This window comes from Kaistia granuli DSM 23481, assembly GCF_000380505.1.
In the GTDB taxonomy this organism is placed as follows: Bacteria; Pseudomonadota; Alphaproteobacteria; order Rhizobiales; family Kaistiaceae; genus Kaistia; species Kaistia granuli.
In genome coordinates, this window is record NZ_AQYH01000010.1 from 23994 (window position 1) to 39827 (window position 15834).

Genomic DNA, 15834 nt, shown 5'->3' on the forward strand with positions numbered 1-15834 from the left:
CATCTGGACTCCGCCACCGGCATCCGGCTCATATCTCAGTCCTGTGGAGGCATTGGCGGCACGAGGGGCTGCTGCCGGTGCGAAGGCTGATCTGAGACCCGGGGGACTGGATGTCGACTTTGAAATGGAATGCTGGCCGCAAGGCCTCGCTATTGGGCTCCGCCTCGGGCGCGGTGCTGCTCGCCGGCATGGCCGTGATGACGCCGCAGCAGGCGAGGGCGGACAATGAGTGCGGCTCTGGCAGCACGGCCGGTGGGGTGCGAACCGTCAATTGTTCTGGCAACTTCAATCCCGGGACGCCATCCGGAAATGGCAATGGTGGCATTGAGTACGGGCCGTCCGGCTCGCTCAATTCGTTCGAGCTAAATATTGGAAATGGGACGAATAGTACCTCTATCCAGTCCCAGTATTTTGGGGGAACCGGTCTTGGCAAGACGGATGCTAGAATCGGTGATGGCGTTTCCGTCACAAGTGGTGTGTTCGGCCCAGGGAATATTCTGACCCCGGCGGGGATTCGGGGGCGGCCGGTGGCCGGGGCGCAAACGGATGTCATTGTCGACGTCAGGGATCGAGTAACGATTAGCGCAACCAATGATGGTGTCCTCGTTTGGACGGAGGGTGCTGGCAACGATGCGACCGTCAACAATTCGGGCCAGATCGATGCCGGACGCTTTGGCATCAACGCTGTGTCTGGCGGCCTACTTTCTAGTGGGCGAGGCGATGTCGTCGTCAAAAACACGTCGACGGGCAACATTGTCAGCACGGACAATGGCATCAACGCCTATATCGTGCCGGGTGGAAGCACCGGCAATATTGTCGTGACCAATGATGGCAGCATCCGGTCTACCGGTGGCTCCGGCATCATGGTCAAGGACCCGCTCGTCGGCGTTGCGCCCTCGGCCGGCAACGCGACGATCAGCAACACCGGCGCCGTTCTTGGAAATGTTCACGGCGTCTATGTGATCAACGCCGGCGACGCGACCGTCACCAATGCCGACTATGACAATCCGAACCCGCTCGGTCTGGATCGATCCGGGTTTATTTCGGGTACGACGGCAACCGGCGTCACGCTTCTGGCGGGCGGCAATGCCACCGTGAACAATTCCAGCGCGCTCGGTATCGCCGGCGGCACGGATGGCGTTTCCCTCGTGGCGATTGGCAACGCCACCGTCAACAACACCAACGATGCTTCGATCATCGGCCTCAGCGGTTCCGGCGTCTCGATCATCGCAGGCGGCAGTGGCAGCGTCACGAACGAGGGCGGCCTGATCGGTGGCGGCAAGGATGGCATCAACGCCCTGACCATGGGTGATTTCACCGTCACCAACCAGAACACCCTGACAGGCAACAATGTCAGCCAGGGCCGCATCTACGGCGCCGAGGACGGCATCCAGTTCGCCAACGTCAACATTCTCAACAACAACGGGAATGGAACGACGACGATCAGCAACGAGGGCTCGATCATCGGCGTTGCCGGCGCCGGCATCAAGGGTTTCGCCGTCAACGACGTGATCATCAACAACAGTGTCGGCGGCACGATCAGCGGCGGCACGGACGGCATCAACGTCCTGTCGCTTACCAAGGACGTCAACATCGCCCTTGGCGGTTCCGTTACGGGCGGACAGAACGGCATTCTCGCGACTTCCGTTCTGGGCAATGTCGTCATCGGCGGCGATGACGGTGTCTACGGCTCGGTCGATGCCACCAGCGGCACCGGCATTCTCGGTGTGGCGCTGGGTGGCGGCGATGTCACGATCGACGCCGGCGCGGTCAATGCCGGCGGGGCCAACGCCTTCACCATTCCCGGCCTCGGCATCGGCGTCGGCGGCGGTGTCGTGGGCATCGCCACGGGCGCCGGCAAGGTCGATGTCAATCTGCATGGCAATGTTTCGGTCGACAGCGGCCTCTTCGGCGGCGCGGCGATCGCGCTCGGCGATGGCGCGGCGACGGTCAAGCTGGACGATGGCGTCAACATCGATCCGCCGATGATCGGCATGCTGGCCGCGACGGTCGGTGGCCTCGCCACCGTCGATATCGGCGACGGCAGCTTTGTCGACGCGACGCTCGCCGGCGCGGTCGGCCTGAACTTCGGCGCCGGCGGCATCGACGTCAGGGTCGGTGATGTCAGCAAGATTGGCATGAACGACGTGCCGCAGGTCGGCATCTTCACGCTCGACACCGCAGGCCCGGCCTCGACCAAGATCACGCTCGGCACCAAGTCCACCGTGACCGGCCAGACGTCCGGCGTCGTCGCCATCGCGACGGAGGCCGAAGTCGTGCTGACCAGCAATGGCAGCACGATCATCGGCGCCGGCGGCTCGCTTTCGCCCGTCGTCGCCATGATGTCGGGCACCAGCAACGTCGTGAACAATCTGACGGGTGACCTCGGCGGGTTCCATCATCGCGGCACGATCGAGAGCGCCAGCGGCGATCTCGACGATCTGGCGATCTTCTCCGCCGGCGGCGAGCTCAGCCTTACCAACCAGGGCGACATCAACGGTCGCATCGTGGCGCTGACCACTGATGGCGGCAGCAACGTCTTCGCCAACACAATGAGCGCCTCGCCTCTGGCTACCACCGGCGGCATCTGGAACACGTCGGGCATCAGCGCCTTCGTTGCCAGCGGCGCGGGTCATAATGTGGTCGCCAACGGAGACCAGGCGGAGATCAACGTGACGGGCAACGCCCTGATCGGGCTCGTTTCGGAAGATGGCGCCAACACGATCGACAACCAGTTCGGCGGCGTCATCAACATCAACCCCGGCGCGACGCCGGGGTTGTCAACGATCGCGGCGATCGCCCTGGCGAGCGAGACCGGCGACAACGAGATCAACAATGATGGAGCCATGCGGGTCGGCGGTGCCACGGCGTTCGGCTTCGCCTCGGACAGCGGGTCGAACACCTTCGACAATCACGGCACGTTCCTCGCCGAAGGCGTGACGACTTTCGGTTTTGCCACCGGCACCGGCACCAACTGGGTCCACAATGCGAATGAGATGGAGCTGACCGGGATCACGACCTTCGCCTTCGCCGGCCCCGCAGGGAACAACACCGTCGACAATGACGGCTTGCTCCGTGTCAACGGCCTGGCCAGCTTTGTCGGGGTCGACGATTTCTACAACACCGATCTGATCACCATGCAGAATGGGTTGGTCGGCCACGCGCCGATGGTCTCGCCCTTCTATGGTGCGCCGGTCGGCGACATCACCTACATCTCCGGTAATTTCAACGCCAGCGCCGGCAGCAAGCTCGCGGTCGACGCCATCCTGGCCGGTCAGTACAACTCCGCCTCCGACCTCCTGGTCGTCGGCGGCAATGCGACCGGCAAGACCGCCGTCTACGTGAACTTCGATCCGACGGTGAACGCCGAGTACAATCCGGTCGGCACGCCGGTGGTCGGCGTCGTTCTCGGCAATGCGGCGCCGGACGCCTTCTATCTCGCCAACGGGCCGATCGATCGTGGCCTGTTCACCTACGATCTCTTCCTCGATAGCCCCGGACCTTCGGCACCGCCCGGATCCAATGCCTTCGTGCTGGCCAACTATGCCGACAGCAGCGCCTATGCGCTGGCTGAATTCGCCGGCCTTGCCCAGGGCGTCTGGAACACGACGTCGGACAGCTGGATCGACAGGGCCGGCGACCTGCGCGTCAGCGCCCAGCAGGGCACCGGCGGCGACACCACGAAGAAGTCGGGCATCTGGGCCCGCATGATCGGCAATGGCGCCGAGCGCAGCACGGAAACGACGATCACGCCGTTCCAGAACCAGTCGGTGACGCTCGATACCGGCTATGACCAGACGCTCTGGGGCTTCCAGGGCGGTATCGACCACGAGTTCGAGGGCACGGTCGCCGACGGCGTCCTGATCGCCGGCGTGCTCGGCGGCTACGTCACCAGTGATGTCGACTTCAACAATGGCGACAGCGTCAAGCTGTCGGGCCCGCAGGTCGGCGTCTATGCCAGCTGGGTCAAGGGCGGCCTCTATGTCGATGCCCTGATCAAGGGCGACTTCCTCAAGGCCGACTACAATGTCGCCGGCGCCGATGACAGCACCGACTCGACGACGATCGGCGGCCGCGTCGAGACGGGCTACCGCTTCTACACGGCGACCGGCATGTTCATCGAGCCGAACGCCAGCCTCGCCTATGCGCATACCAAGATCGACGACATCACGATCTCCGGTACGCCGGTCAACTTCGACAATGGCGACGGTCTCGAGGGCAAGCTCGGCGCCCGCTTCGGCGGATCGAGCCTGAAGGACGGCGTCAAGTACGACCCGTATGTCAGCGTCGGTATCGCCGGTCAGTTGCTCAGCAACAATTCGGTGTTCTTCGACAGCGGCCCCGGCCTGGTGGTCGAGGACGACGCGCCGGACGTCTTCGGCGAGGTTGGCGCCGGCATCAACATCTTCTCGACCAAGAGCGGATGGACGGGCTTTGCCAAGGCGGACCTGCGCTTCGGCGACGACTATGTTGGCGGCACCGGCAAGATCGGCGCCCGCTGGGCCTGGTAGGCCGTCGTCCAGATATGTGAACGAGCCGCCGGCCGCAGGGCCGGCGGCTCTCGTTTCGAGCCTTGCCGGCTTGTTCGGCTGGCGGCAAGGCAGGGCTTTTCCATCGCAAGGCAGGCGTCCGCGCCGAGCGGCCTGCCCAACTGGACCCGTGGGCGTTGCTTGCCATGGGGCAGGGGCGGTGATGGGAGAGCACCGCCTTGTCGCCAGGCCCGGCTCCGGCGAAACTCCCCCCATCTTCAGGAGGAATCAGATGTTCATGGCTTTCGCGCGCCTATTGCGGCCTTCGCTCGTCACCGCGGCCCTGCTGCTCGCCGCGCCGGGCGTTGTCCTGGCGCAGGGGCAGGCCGAGGGCGACGCCAATCTGCCCGTGCTCGGCGGCGGCAAGGCTGCCTCGCCGCCCAGCTGGATCAGCGCTTGTCAGGGGACGGCCCGCGCTGCCGAGCTCGACTGCCAGATGGAGCAGCGCGCCGTCATTTCCGGCTCCGGCCAGCTGGTCGGCTCGATCACGGTGCGGGTACCGGCGCAGACGCGCAAGCCGGTGCTGATGATCCGCGGCCCGCTCGGCCTGTCGCTGGCCGGCGGCGTCACCATCGACGTCGACGGCGCTGGCGGGCAGGTGCTGCCGCTGCAGACCTGCGACAATGGCGGCTGCTATGCCGGCGCGCCGGTGAGCGACGAGATGCTGGCCGCCATGTTCAAGGGCCAGATCTTCAACGTGACGTTCCAGAATCTGAGCCAGGAACCGATCAAGCTGCCGATGTCGCTGGCCGGCTTTTCGGCAACCTACGGCAAGATCAAGTGATCGGCTGAGGCGCGCGCCCTGAGGGGCCGCGAGGCTTGAAACGACGCGGTCCGGCCAGCATCATGCCGGCGGGGGCCGCGCCTCCGGCAGGGGCCTTCCGGGCCGATGCCGGATCGCGGCGTTGGCAGGGGGCCGGCGAGCATGCAAGACGATCGAGCCATGCAAGACGAATATGATGACAAGGACCCTTCGGACCGCCGTCCGTTGCTCTGGGTGCTCGTCCTTGCCCTGATCATCGCGGCTCTCGCAGCGATCGGCATCCTCTGGAAGGGACAGGCGCTCGCGCCCGCCTTGGCATGGGCTCGGACGGCCCTGAGCGCGACGTCGGCGGGTCCCACGGCCGCCGGGCAGGCGACAGCCGCCGATCCCGGCAAGCGCATCGGCGCCTGGACCGCGAATTGCGATGCGCCGGCCGTGCCCTGCGCGCTGGTGCAGACCGTGCAGGCGGGCGGCGAGGCGCGCTTCGGGGCGACGTGGCGGATCGAGGCGGCGGCGGACGGCAATCTGCATTCGGCCTGGAGCCTGCCGACCGGGGTGTTGGTGCGCCCCGGCATGACGCTCGGTTTCGACGGCAAGCCGCCGACGACCGTTCCCTATGAATCCTGCGCCGCCGATCTTTGCGAGGTACGGGCGAAGCTGACGGCGAATTTCGTCCAGACCATGCGCGCCGCCAAGGCCGGCGTGGTGACGGTGATGCTGAGGCAGGGCGGCGCGGCGGTCTTCACCTTCAGTCATGACGGCTTGGTGGAGGGCCTGGATCTGCTGGCCTCGAACGCTTCGGCGCGCCAGGGGGATTGACGCAGGACCTGCGTGTTGTCAGCTTGATCCGCAGCCTCCGGTTGGCCGAACAGCCCGGCGCGGACGCTGGAACTGCGTGGCCACTGGCAGGTTCGGATGACCGAACACCTCGCTTCGTCGTTTCGCATGCCCGTGCTCGCCGCGCTCGCGCTGCTGCTCGCCAGCGATGCGCTGGGCGGTCCGCTTCGCTACGGGCTGTCGCAACTCGGCCTGCTCGAACTCTCCTACGCACCGATCCTCGCCGCCACCCTTGTGGTCGCCGTCTATTGTGTCGCCCAGCTCTGCGCCTTGCGGGCCGACGCCGTCGCGATCGCCATCCTTCTGCTCTCGGGCATCTGGCTACCCTATGCGTTGTTGCTTGGGCGGGCGCCATTGCAGGTCGCCTTCGGCTACTACACCTGGATGCCGCTCTTCCTCGGCATGGTGGTCGTCGCCGTCGGCGGCCTGGCCCCGGCGCTGCGCATGGTCGCGGCAGTGTGGTGGGTTGCCGTCCTCGGCGTCTTCGTCAGCGCCGTGGTCTGGCTTCCCTGGCTCGGCGAGAGCTACGAGATCCTCGGCGTCCGCACGCAGTTCGCCCGCGCCTGGAGCGCCTTCGGCATCCAGCGGCTGCCTGGTTTCTCGCGGGCGAGCTTCACGGCCGCCAACCAGATCGCGCTCGGCTGCGCGCTGCTGTTGGCCGGACGGCTCGGCATGGCGCCGAAGGTCGCCATCTGGTTGGTGTCGCTGGCCGCCGTCTGGCTGACGACCTCGAAGGCGCCTCTGGTCGCCGTGCTGGTGACGCCGCTGTTCATCTTCCTTACGGATCGCGTCGGGCGGTGGCGCGACGGCGGCTTCGGCGCCCGCCAGGCCGTGCTTGCCGGGTTGCTCGCGGTCGCGATCGCGCTTCCCGTCGCCGCTCTGCTCGGCCTGCGTCTGCCGCAATCGGGCCATTTCGGCTTTCTGTCGCTCGGTTCGCTCGGCCTGCGCATGGCGGACATGTGGCCGCGTGCCTTTGCGTTGCTCGATCCGCCCTGGCCGGGGCTGGTGCTCGGCCTCGGCTTCGGCGGTATCGGCGCCGGCCAGGCCTATTTTGATCCCGCGCAGTATAGCGCCGCCGACAACCTCTTCCTGTTTCTCTATGCCAGCTTCGGGCTTGGGGCCGCCTTGTTCTTGGCCGCGTTCCTGCAGGGCAATCGCGTGCTGGCAATTGCCGCGCCCGCCGTGTTTCGTGTCCTCGCCGTCGCCGCGGCGGTGCTGCTCGTCATCGGGATGATGTCCAACGTCGTCGAGTCCGTGGTGCCGGCCCTGCTGCTCGGCCTGCTCGCCGGCAAGGCGCTCGATCCGCTGGCCGCAGCCGGTCGCGTCGGTGGGCTCTCGGCGCCCGATGAAGCGGCAAGACCCGCCATTGGCGCCGCGCCGGTCCGCGTCTGACGCCGATGCGCATCCTGGTGATCGCCGCGCTCTACCCGCCCAATGCGCTGGGCGGCGCCGAGAATTCGGCCGCCAATCTGGCGCAGTGGCTGGCCGGGCAGGGCCATGAGGTGGCGGTCCTGACCAGTGCGCGGCGCGAGGATGAGGAACTGCACGGTATCCGCGTGGGCGCCGTGCGGATCTGGCGGCTGCGCACGCCGCATCTCTACCCCGCGAACGAGGCGTCGCGCGCGCCCCTGTGGCAGAAGCCGATCTGGCACCTGCAGGATCATCTTGACCCGCGCAACCGCCGGCTCATCGCCGGTGTTCTGGACGCGTTCCAACCGGATTTTGTCAACGTGCACATTGTCCAAGGCCTCGGCTACAACGCGCTCGACGAAATCGCGCGCCGCGGCGTGCCGACGCTGTTCATGCTGCATGATCTCGGCCTTGCCTGCATCCGCATGTCGATGTATCGGCGCGGCGAGACGTGCCCGCGCCATTGTGCCGGCTGCCGGATCTCAAGCCGGTACAAGCTGGCAAGAATCCGGCAGTTCCAGCGCATCGGCTTCTCGTCGCCGTCCAGGGCCAATCTCGCGACGCTGTCGGCATTGTTTCCGATCGCCGGCTATCCGCATGTCAGCATCCCGAACCCCAATCGCTACGACCCGCCGCGTGTCGCGCGCACCGCTTCGCAGACCGTGCGACTGCTCTATGTCGGTCGCCTGCATGCGAGCAAGGGCGTCGACATCCTGCTGGATGCAGCGGCGGCGCTGGCGCGCCGGCATCGCTTCAGCCTCGCCGTGGTCGGCGGAGGACCGGAAGAGGTGAGGCTTCGGGCCCGTCATGCCGGCGCGGATTGGCTGCGATTCCACGGCCGGGTTTCCGAGGCGGAAGTGGGCGACCACATGCAGAATGCCGATCTGCTCTGCATTCCCTCTGTCTGGCAGGAGAACTGGCCGGGCGTTGCGGTGCGGGCCCTGAGCCTTGGATTGCCGGTGCTCGGCAGTCGCATCGGTGGCATTCCCGAACTCGTCGAGCCGGGCCGCACGGGCGACCTCGCGGCGCCTGGCGATCGCGACAGCTGGATGGCGGTGCTCGACCGCGTCCTGACCGAGCCGGCCATCCTGGCGGATTGGCGGCGCAACGCCGAGACAGCGCAGGGGCGTTTCGATCAGGACCGACTGGGCCGCCAGATGTTCAATTTCATGCTCAGCATCGCCGGCAAGCGATGAGCCGACCGGGGCATCTCAGGCGGCCATGGCATCGAGCGACTTCGTGCGGTTCAGTAGCGCGGATATCTCGGCAAGTACATGATCCGGCGTGATATCGGTTTTGCACATGACGTCGTTGGGACAGCGGCGAACGGCATCGAGACCACAGCCGCGGCATTCGACCGTGCTCATCAGCATGCTGACGAAAGGCCCCTGAAAGCCCCAGAGCTCGGGCAGATGCGATGCTGTGAAGATACCGATGGTCGGGCGTCCGAGCTGGGCGGCGACATGGCCTGCGCCGGAATTATTGGAGACGACGAGCGCGGACGATGCAAGCAGTTGATTAAATTCATGCTCCGTCAGATCGGCTGCGATCTCAACGTTGCCTGCCCCTCGCTTCCGCGCGGCATCCGCGACACTTTCCAGTGCCGGTAGACTCTCGCTTCGCCCGACGAGAATCACCTTGTCCTTCTTCGAGAGCGTGGCGACGACTTCCCTGTAATTTTCGATTGGCCAGTCTCGCAGATCGGAATTGGAGAACGGGGCCACAACGATCGGTCCGGAAGCCGTCTCACCGGAGGGCGGCGGTATGCTCCGCTGTGTCGGATTGTCGAAATAGGTTGCTGTCTTCGAGACCAGAAAATGGAGAATATCGGCCACATGCTGAATGCCCAACTGCTGGCGATCCGCATCCCGATCGAACCACCGACGGGGGGCCTTGTTGGAAAGCCCGATTTTCTGAGCCAGCTTGTATAGAAAGCCTCGCCGCAGTCGGAGCTTGAACGGCTGAATGGCAATATCGATCTCGGGCATGCGATAGCGGTCGGCGATAGCAGCCCGATGCCGGGCTGGAATCGCGATCAGAACTTGTCTCGTCTCGTCCGGAACGCGCATGTCGATCGCAAGATCAAACTCACCCTTCAGAACGTTCCGGATCTCTTCTGCGGGCTTTCGCTTCTTGCCGAGCTTTGGGTTGCGTGAGAAGAAGTCAAACGCGACGTAGTCGTCGGCAAGCTCAAACTGCCTCGCCGTGTCTATATTCCAGCTCCCGACAACGAGCGTGATGTGGGCGCTCGCGAAACGCTGCCGCAGTTCCCTGAGGGCGCCCAGCGACATCCAGAAATCGCCGACATGGTCCAGCTTGAGCACTGCGATCCGAAACTTTGCGCCAGAAGGCTGTGCCGTTTCCCAGCTTCTGTAGACAACTCGATCGCTTTGATGCGTGACGAAGAAGCCCATCGCTCTGCTACTCCAGCGGGATTTTATATCAAATACACACTACGCGTGTATCCTGCCCCGGGTCTCGTGGCCAGTGGCATTGCGATCAATCTGCCTGAAAATCTGAATCGCTTATCACCTCCTCCTGGGGGAGGTGCGCGACCGACAGGGCCGGGACGATCAGACGGGAAACAAGCCCGCCTTCAGGCGACGCGCCAGCGTCGCGAGGAGACGGAATTGACGAATTGCGCGATGAAGTCGGGAACCCCGGCGGCGACCATCGGCTGGGCGATCAGATAGCCCTGGATGATCGGGCAGCCGAGCGCCCGCACGGCGTCGAGCTGCAGCTGCGTCTCGACACCTTCGGCGATGATCTCGAGATCCAGCGCCGCCGCGAGCTCGATGATCGAGCGAACGATGGCCGTCGTCTTGGGATCATGTTCGAGATCGCTGATGAAGGTGCGGTCGATCTTCAGGCTGTTGACGGGCAGGCTGCGCAGATGGCTGAGCGAGGCGTAGCCCGTGCCGAAATCGTCCAGCGCGATCGAGAAGCCGAGCCGGCGGAGCTCGTGCAGGGTCGCGGCGATCCGCTCGGCGTCGCGGGACAGGATCGTCGTCTCGGTCACTTCGATGCCGAGCTGCGCGCTTTTCAGGCCATGCTCGTGCAGCTTCACCACCAGATCCTGGGCGAAGCCGGGATTGCGAAGGTCGAAGGCCGTGACGTTCATGTTGGCGCGCACGGAGATGCCCTGGTCGCGCCAGCCGGCGAGATCGCCCAGCACGCGCTCTATCATCATCCGGGTCAACGCCTGCGCGATGTCGGGCTCGTCGAACGTCTCGGAGAAGGCGGCCGGCGCCAGCATGCCGCGCTCGGGGTGCAGCCAGCGCGCCAGCGCCTCGAACCCGATCAGCCGCCCGCTGCGGATGTCGATCAGCGGCTGGTAGACCGGCAGGATCTGCCGGGCGTCGAGCGCCAGTCGCAGCGCCTTCAACAGGCCGTAACGCCGTTCGGCGTCGTCGCGCATCGACGGTTCGAAGAACACCGTGCGTCCCCGGCCGGCGCGCTTGGCGCGGTAGACCGCGATATCGGCATCGGCCATCAACTCACCGAACGTCCTGCCGTCGGCCGGGAAGATGGCGATGCCGGCGCTCAGGCTGATCGGAACGTCCTGGCCCTTGACCGAGAACGGACGGGCGACCGCCTCCATCATTCGCCTGACGGCGGTGGCGGCGTCCTCGATGTCCTGGGCGTTGGTCAGCACGACGGCGAACTCGTCGCCGCCGAGCCGGCCGATCACGTCGGACTTGCGGATGGTGGTGCGCAGGCGGCTCGAAATCTCCCGCAACACCATGTCGCCGGCGTCGTGGCCGAGGCCGTCATTGATATCCTTGAAGTGGTCGAGGTCGATGATGCAGAGCGCGGCGCGGCGTCGGGCCCGCTTCATCTGCTTCAGCTTCTCCTCGAAGCGCTGCTCGAAGAAGGTGCGGTTCGGCAGGCCGGTCAGGCTGTCGTGATGGGCGAGGTACACCAGTTCGGCCTCAAGGGCGCGATTGCGGGTGATCTCGTCGCGCAGGTCCTGGGTGGTGCGCTCGAGCGACTCGTAGCTCGCCATCAGGTCGACGGCGCGCGCCTCGAGCATCTCGTTCGCCTTGATCAGGTCCTTGTGCTGCTGATCGATGGCGCGCGTCGCCGCCAGCGTCGGGCCGATGTCGACATCGGTGACGGTCAGACCTTCGCCATGCGGCGCGAGCCGCAGCTGCCGGTCGACCCGCTTGCCGTCCTGCGGATAGCTGGCGTCGAAGACATCGGGGATCTGGCTGTTGACGGCGCGGGTGAAGCGACCGAACAGGCCCATCGCTTCGGCGAACGGCCAGATCTGGCGGATCGACCAGCCGAGCAGCCTTTCGGGAAGGGCGTTGAGCCGGCGAGCGGATTCGGTATTGGCCGCGACGACAAGAAAGTCCTCGATCGCGCCGTCCTTGCCCCGGACCGCGTTCAGAACCGTGATGGCGTCGGCGCTGACGTTGAACACCGATCGCAGCACATGGGTCGCGTCTTCGCGCGGGCGGACATAGCAGAGCAGGCAGGTGTCGTCGCCGTCGCGGACAGGGAGGACGAGGCGCTCGGTGATGCCGATGGCGCCGGGGCCGACCCGGTTGTGCAGCCCGAGGCCGGGCTGGCCGGACTGCAGCACCTGGTAATAGACGGGGCGGAACGATTGCGCGCCCGGATTGGTCAGCTCTTCCAGCGTCATGCCGGTCGGATCGTGTCCGAACACCGCCAGGATGCGATTGCCGACATGCTCGTAGACGAGATTATTGCCGCGCACCCGCATCAGCAGGGTGCGCTCGGCCTGAGCGCCGGTGAGCCAGTACGAGAAGAGCGCAAGATCCGGCAGTGCGTCGCCCTTCGCCGAAATCCACACAGCATGCAGATCCCGGACGTCGCTGAAGTCGGTCGTTTGCTCGATGTCGTCTGCACGGACGTCGATATAGTTCGTCAACCGGGACGCTTTCCTGATTATCTCACCGGCGAGGAAGCTATAGGAGCCTGCCTTTACAAGCGATTAAGTGAAGCCTTGGAACTTCAATCAGGAGGCGCAGGATTGCCCGGACCGGTCTGGCGCATGTTCTAGCCGTCTGAACGCTTCGGACTATAGGGAGGTGTCCCGTTCGGGCGAGCGGCAAAGTCCTGCAATCGCACGGATATCGGATTGGGCTGGGTCTGCCGCGTCCCGGTCGCCCATCCTGTCGGGGGAAGGGTGGATGGTCCGCGCGCCGTCGGTCGGCGCGCGGAGGTGAAAGTCTCAGGATGCTCGCGCCAGTTGTGTCTCCGGATGGCGGCGGATCTTGCGCGCCGCGCGCTCGGCTGCGATCGCGTCCGTGAAGATTTGCCCTTCGAGGGTCGCGAAGGCACCCTCCAGCGCATGGAATGCGAAACTCCTGCCGGACCGGATCAAAATGCCGGCTGCCTGGTCGTCGATCTCGATAATGTAGTTGTCGAACACCGAAGTTCTCCTTTCGCCGCCAAAACTCGCCGTGCAAGTTTCGGGCCGCGATCGATCCTGTCTCTCTTCCGAGTGTCAGCCGGACGTCGCCCGGCGACCCCCAATGTCGAAAATCAGCCGGAGTTCCGGCGACAGAGACACATCTTGGTATGGGGGTGGGAGTGACGCAGGGTTGCTGTCGTTTTCGGCATCGGGAATCTCCTCAACGAAATCCAGAGCCACGAACCCGATCGTGACGCTTTAGCGTTTGGTGTCGCGGCGCAAGCTGCTTTTCAAATCACCGCGGCATCGCGTTGGATGCGATGCCCATATGGGGCCGAACCCTCCCCTTCTACCAGTCATGCATTTCCTTTTTTTGACAGTCACCGAGGAGGAAGTTGCGGGCTTTCCCGGCTTGGCGAAAGCCGCGGGTAAAACGCGTGGCGCCGAGACGGCACGGACGGATTGACAACGCGGCCGGCATGCAACGTTCTTGAGCGCGGTAACGCGGACGGGGAGAGCCCATGACCTATATCGGCATCGACATCGGCACATCGGCAGTGAAGGCGCTGCTCGTCGACGAAAACCAGGCGGTGCTCGCCGAGACAGATGTTCCGCTGGCGATCTCGCGACCGCATCCGCTTTGGTCGGAACAGGATCCGGAAGACTGGTGGCTCGCCGTCGAGGCGGCGCTCGGACGGCTGAGGGCCACGGCACCCGCCGGCTTCGCCGCCACGGTCGCCATCGGCCTGTCCGGCCAGATGCACGGCGCCGTGCTCATGAATGAGGCAGATCGTGTGTTGCGGCCGGCCATCCTCTGGAATGATGGCCGCAGCCACGCCGAATGCGCCGAGCTCGAGCATCGGGTGCCGGATCTCGGCCAGATCGCCGGCGTGCCGGCGATGCCGGGCTTCACGGCGCCGAAGCTGCTCTGGGTCGCGCGGCATGAGCCGGAGATCTTCGCCAGCGTCGCGCATGTGCTGTTGCCGAAGGATTACATCCGCTTCCGCCTGACGGGCGACCATGTCTCGGAAATGTCCGACGCGGCCGGATCGCTTTGGCTCGACGAGGCCAACCGGCGCTGGTCGCCGGAGGTCGTCGGCGCGACCGGGCTCGACCCCGCCGTGATGCCCCGCCTGGTGGAAGGATCGGACGCGGCCGGCACGCTCGCGCCGTCGGTGGCCGCGGCGCTCGGCCTCAAGGCCGGTGTGATCGTTGCCGGTGGCGCCGGCGATGCGGCGGCGGGCGGCATCGGCATCGGCGCGATCGACGAGGGTGATGCCTTCATTTCGCTCGGTACGTCGGGCCAGTATTTCGTCGTCAACGAATCCTATCGGCCGCATCCGGCCGCTTATGTGCACACCTTCGCCCACGCTTTGCCGGCTCGCTGGTTCCAGATGGCGGCGATGCTGAACGGCGCCAGCGCGCTCGCCTGGGCCGCCTCGGTGGTGGGCGAGACGGATATCGGCAAGCTGCTCGATCGCGTCGAGGCAACGCCGGTCAAGAACAACGAACTGATCTTCCTGCCCTATCTCGCCGGCGAGCGGACGCCGCACAACGACCCGCATGCGCGCGGCGTGTTCTTCGGCCTCGATCCGGCGACCGAGACGGTGGACCTGATCCGCGCCGTGCTGGAAGGCGTCGCCTTTTCCTTCGCCGATGCCCAGGCCGCGCTCGCCGCGGCCGGAACCCGCCCGGTCCGCATGGGCGCGATCGGTGGCGGCGCCAAGAGCGCGCTCTGGATGAAGATGTTCGCTGACGTGCTCGGCGTGCAGATCGTCCTGCACGAGGGCGGCGCCAAGGGACCGGCTTTTGGAGCGGCGCGGCTGGCCATCCTTGCCGCCACCGGCGGACAGCCGGCGCGCGTCTGCACGGCGCCGCCGATCCACACCACCATCGATCCGGATCCGGCGGCGACCGAACGCTACCAGCCGAAGATCGAGCGGTTCCGCCGCCTTTACTGCGCGCTGAGGCCGGAGTTTTCCCGCTGAGGCTTGAAGCGACCCCCGGCTGTTCCAGATAGCTGGGAACCGAGGGTCGCGGAGGGCTCTGCGATGAACAGGCGCGCCATCATTCTGTCGTTCGCGGCGGTTCTTTCCGCCGGCACCGCCTCGGCCCATCATGGCTGGGGCAGCTATGACGCCGCCAGGGTGATGACGATCGAGGCGCCGGTCGAGATGCTGAGTTGGGCCAATCCGCACGCTCACATCATGCTGCCCTATGAAGGCGCGACATGGGAGGCGACGTTGGCGCCGCTGTCCCGCATGCAGGCGCGCGGCCTGACCGAAGCGGATCTCGCGCCTGGAACGGTGGTCAGCGTCGTCGGCTATCCCTCGACGCGCAACGAGCACGAGATGCGGGCCGAGCGGATCACCGCGAACGGCAAGACCGTGGAACTGCGCTGACCGGCATGCCTCCCGACGCGCTGATCGAATGGATGCTGACCCTCGAGCGCTCCGGTCTCGGCCAGACGGCGCGCGCGACGACCTGGCTCTATCCGCTCGCCAATTTCGTCCATGTCCTCGGCGCCGCCCTGCTGCTCGGCGGGATCGCCACCTTCGATATCGCGGTGCTGCGCCGGCTGCCGGACGCCTCGGCCTTCGCCGGCGTGGCGATCCCGCTCGCCGCCTTCGGCTTGCTGCTGCAGCTCCTCTCCGGTGTCGTGCTGCTGTCGGCCGAGGCAAGCGCGGTGATCCGCAATCCGGCTTTCCAGCTGAAGATGGCCGTGCTCGTCCTCGGCCTCGCCAATGTCGCGATCTTCCACTGGCGCTTCGGCGGCTCGCTCACCGGGGCCGGTGGCGTGGCGGCTGCGCGTCCCTTCGCGGCGGTCTCGTTGGCAGCCTGGGTCGTCGTGCTGATCGCCGGCCGGGCGATCGCCTATATCTGACGCGCCTCTGCCGCAGTGCGGCGACGAA

At 65.9% G+C, this 15834-nt stretch carries 11 protein-coding genes; 8 read left to right on the forward strand and 3 right to left on the reverse strand.

The annotated features are described in order from the left end of the window. Positions 1-527 precede the first annotated feature (527 nt). The 5 genes from G342_RS0115235 (at position 528) to G342_RS0115255 (ending at position 8735) form a co-directional block, all read left to right on the forward strand. Complete coding sequence (locus G342_RS0115235; RefSeq protein ID WP_018184021.1) at positions 528-4511, forward strand: autotransporter domain-containing protein; 3984 nt, start codon at positions 528-530, stop codon at positions 4509-4511. A gap of 250 nt (positions 4512-4761) precedes the next feature. Beyond that, complete coding sequence (locus G342_RS24290) at positions 4762-5313, forward strand: invasion associated locus B family protein (protein ID WP_018184022.1); 552 nt, start codon at positions 4762-4764, stop codon at positions 5311-5313. 159 nt (positions 5314-5472) lie between these two features. Then, the gene (locus G342_RS0115245; protein ID WP_018184023.1) at positions 5473-6111 is read left to right on the forward strand and encodes an invasion associated locus B family protein; all 639 of its coding nucleotides are present in this window, start codon (positions 5473-5475) and stop codon (positions 6109-6111) included. Positions 6112-6207: 96 nt separating this feature from the next. Beyond that, complete coding sequence (locus G342_RS0115250) at positions 6208-7521, forward strand: hypothetical protein (RefSeq protein ID WP_018184024.1); 1314 nt, start codon at positions 6208-6210, stop codon at positions 7519-7521. A gap of 5 nt (positions 7522-7526) precedes the next feature. Continuing rightward, a complete protein-coding gene (locus tag G342_RS0115255; protein ID WP_018184025.1) occupies positions 7527-8735 on the forward strand; it encodes a glycosyltransferase family 4 protein in 1209 nt (402 codons plus the stop codon). Positions 8736-8750: 15 nt separating this feature from the next. On the opposite strand, the gene G342_RS0115260 is transcribed toward G342_RS0115255, so the two are convergent. The 3 genes from G342_RS0115260 to G342_RS0115270 all read right to left on the reverse strand — a co-directional run bounded on the left by G342_RS0115260 (position 8751) and on the right by G342_RS0115270 (position 12940). Further along, a complete protein-coding gene (locus G342_RS0115260) occupies positions 8751-9953 on the reverse strand; it encodes a glycosyltransferase family 9 protein (RefSeq protein ID WP_083931241.1) in 1203 nt (400 codons plus the stop codon). A gap of 182 nt (positions 9954-10135) precedes the next feature. After that, positions 10136-12436: a putative bifunctional diguanylate cyclase/phosphodiesterase gene (locus tag G342_RS25360; RefSeq protein ID WP_018184027.1), complete on the reverse strand. Its 2301-nt coding sequence runs from the start codon at positions 12434-12436 to the stop codon at positions 10136-10138. A gap of 303 nt (positions 12437-12739) precedes the next feature. After that, positions 12740-12940, reverse strand: coding sequence for a hypothetical protein (locus G342_RS0115270; protein WP_018184028.1), 201 nt, complete (start codon positions 12938-12940; stop codon positions 12740-12742). 503 nt (positions 12941-13443) lie between these two features. On the opposite strand from G342_RS0115270, the gene xylB reads away from it, so the two are divergent. The 3 genes from xylB to G342_RS0115285 all read left to right on the forward strand — a co-directional run bounded on the left by xylB (position 13444) and on the right by G342_RS0115285 (position 15806). Next, positions 13444-14910: a xylulokinase gene (gene xylB / locus G342_RS0115275; RefSeq protein WP_018184029.1), complete on the forward strand. Its 1467-nt coding sequence runs from the start codon at positions 13444-13446 to the stop codon at positions 14908-14910. Positions 14911-14973: 63 nt separating this feature from the next. Next, positions 14974-15324 (forward strand): DUF6152 family protein, encoded by a 351-nt coding sequence (locus tag G342_RS0115280; RefSeq protein ID WP_018184030.1) that lies wholly within the window; start codon positions 14974-14976, stop codon positions 15322-15324. Between the two features lie 5 nt (positions 15325-15329). After that, positions 15330-15806, forward strand: a complete 477-nt coding sequence (locus G342_RS0115285) for a hypothetical protein (protein WP_018184031.1) — start codon at positions 15330-15332, stop codon at positions 15804-15806. Positions 15807-15834 lie beyond the last annotated feature (28 nt).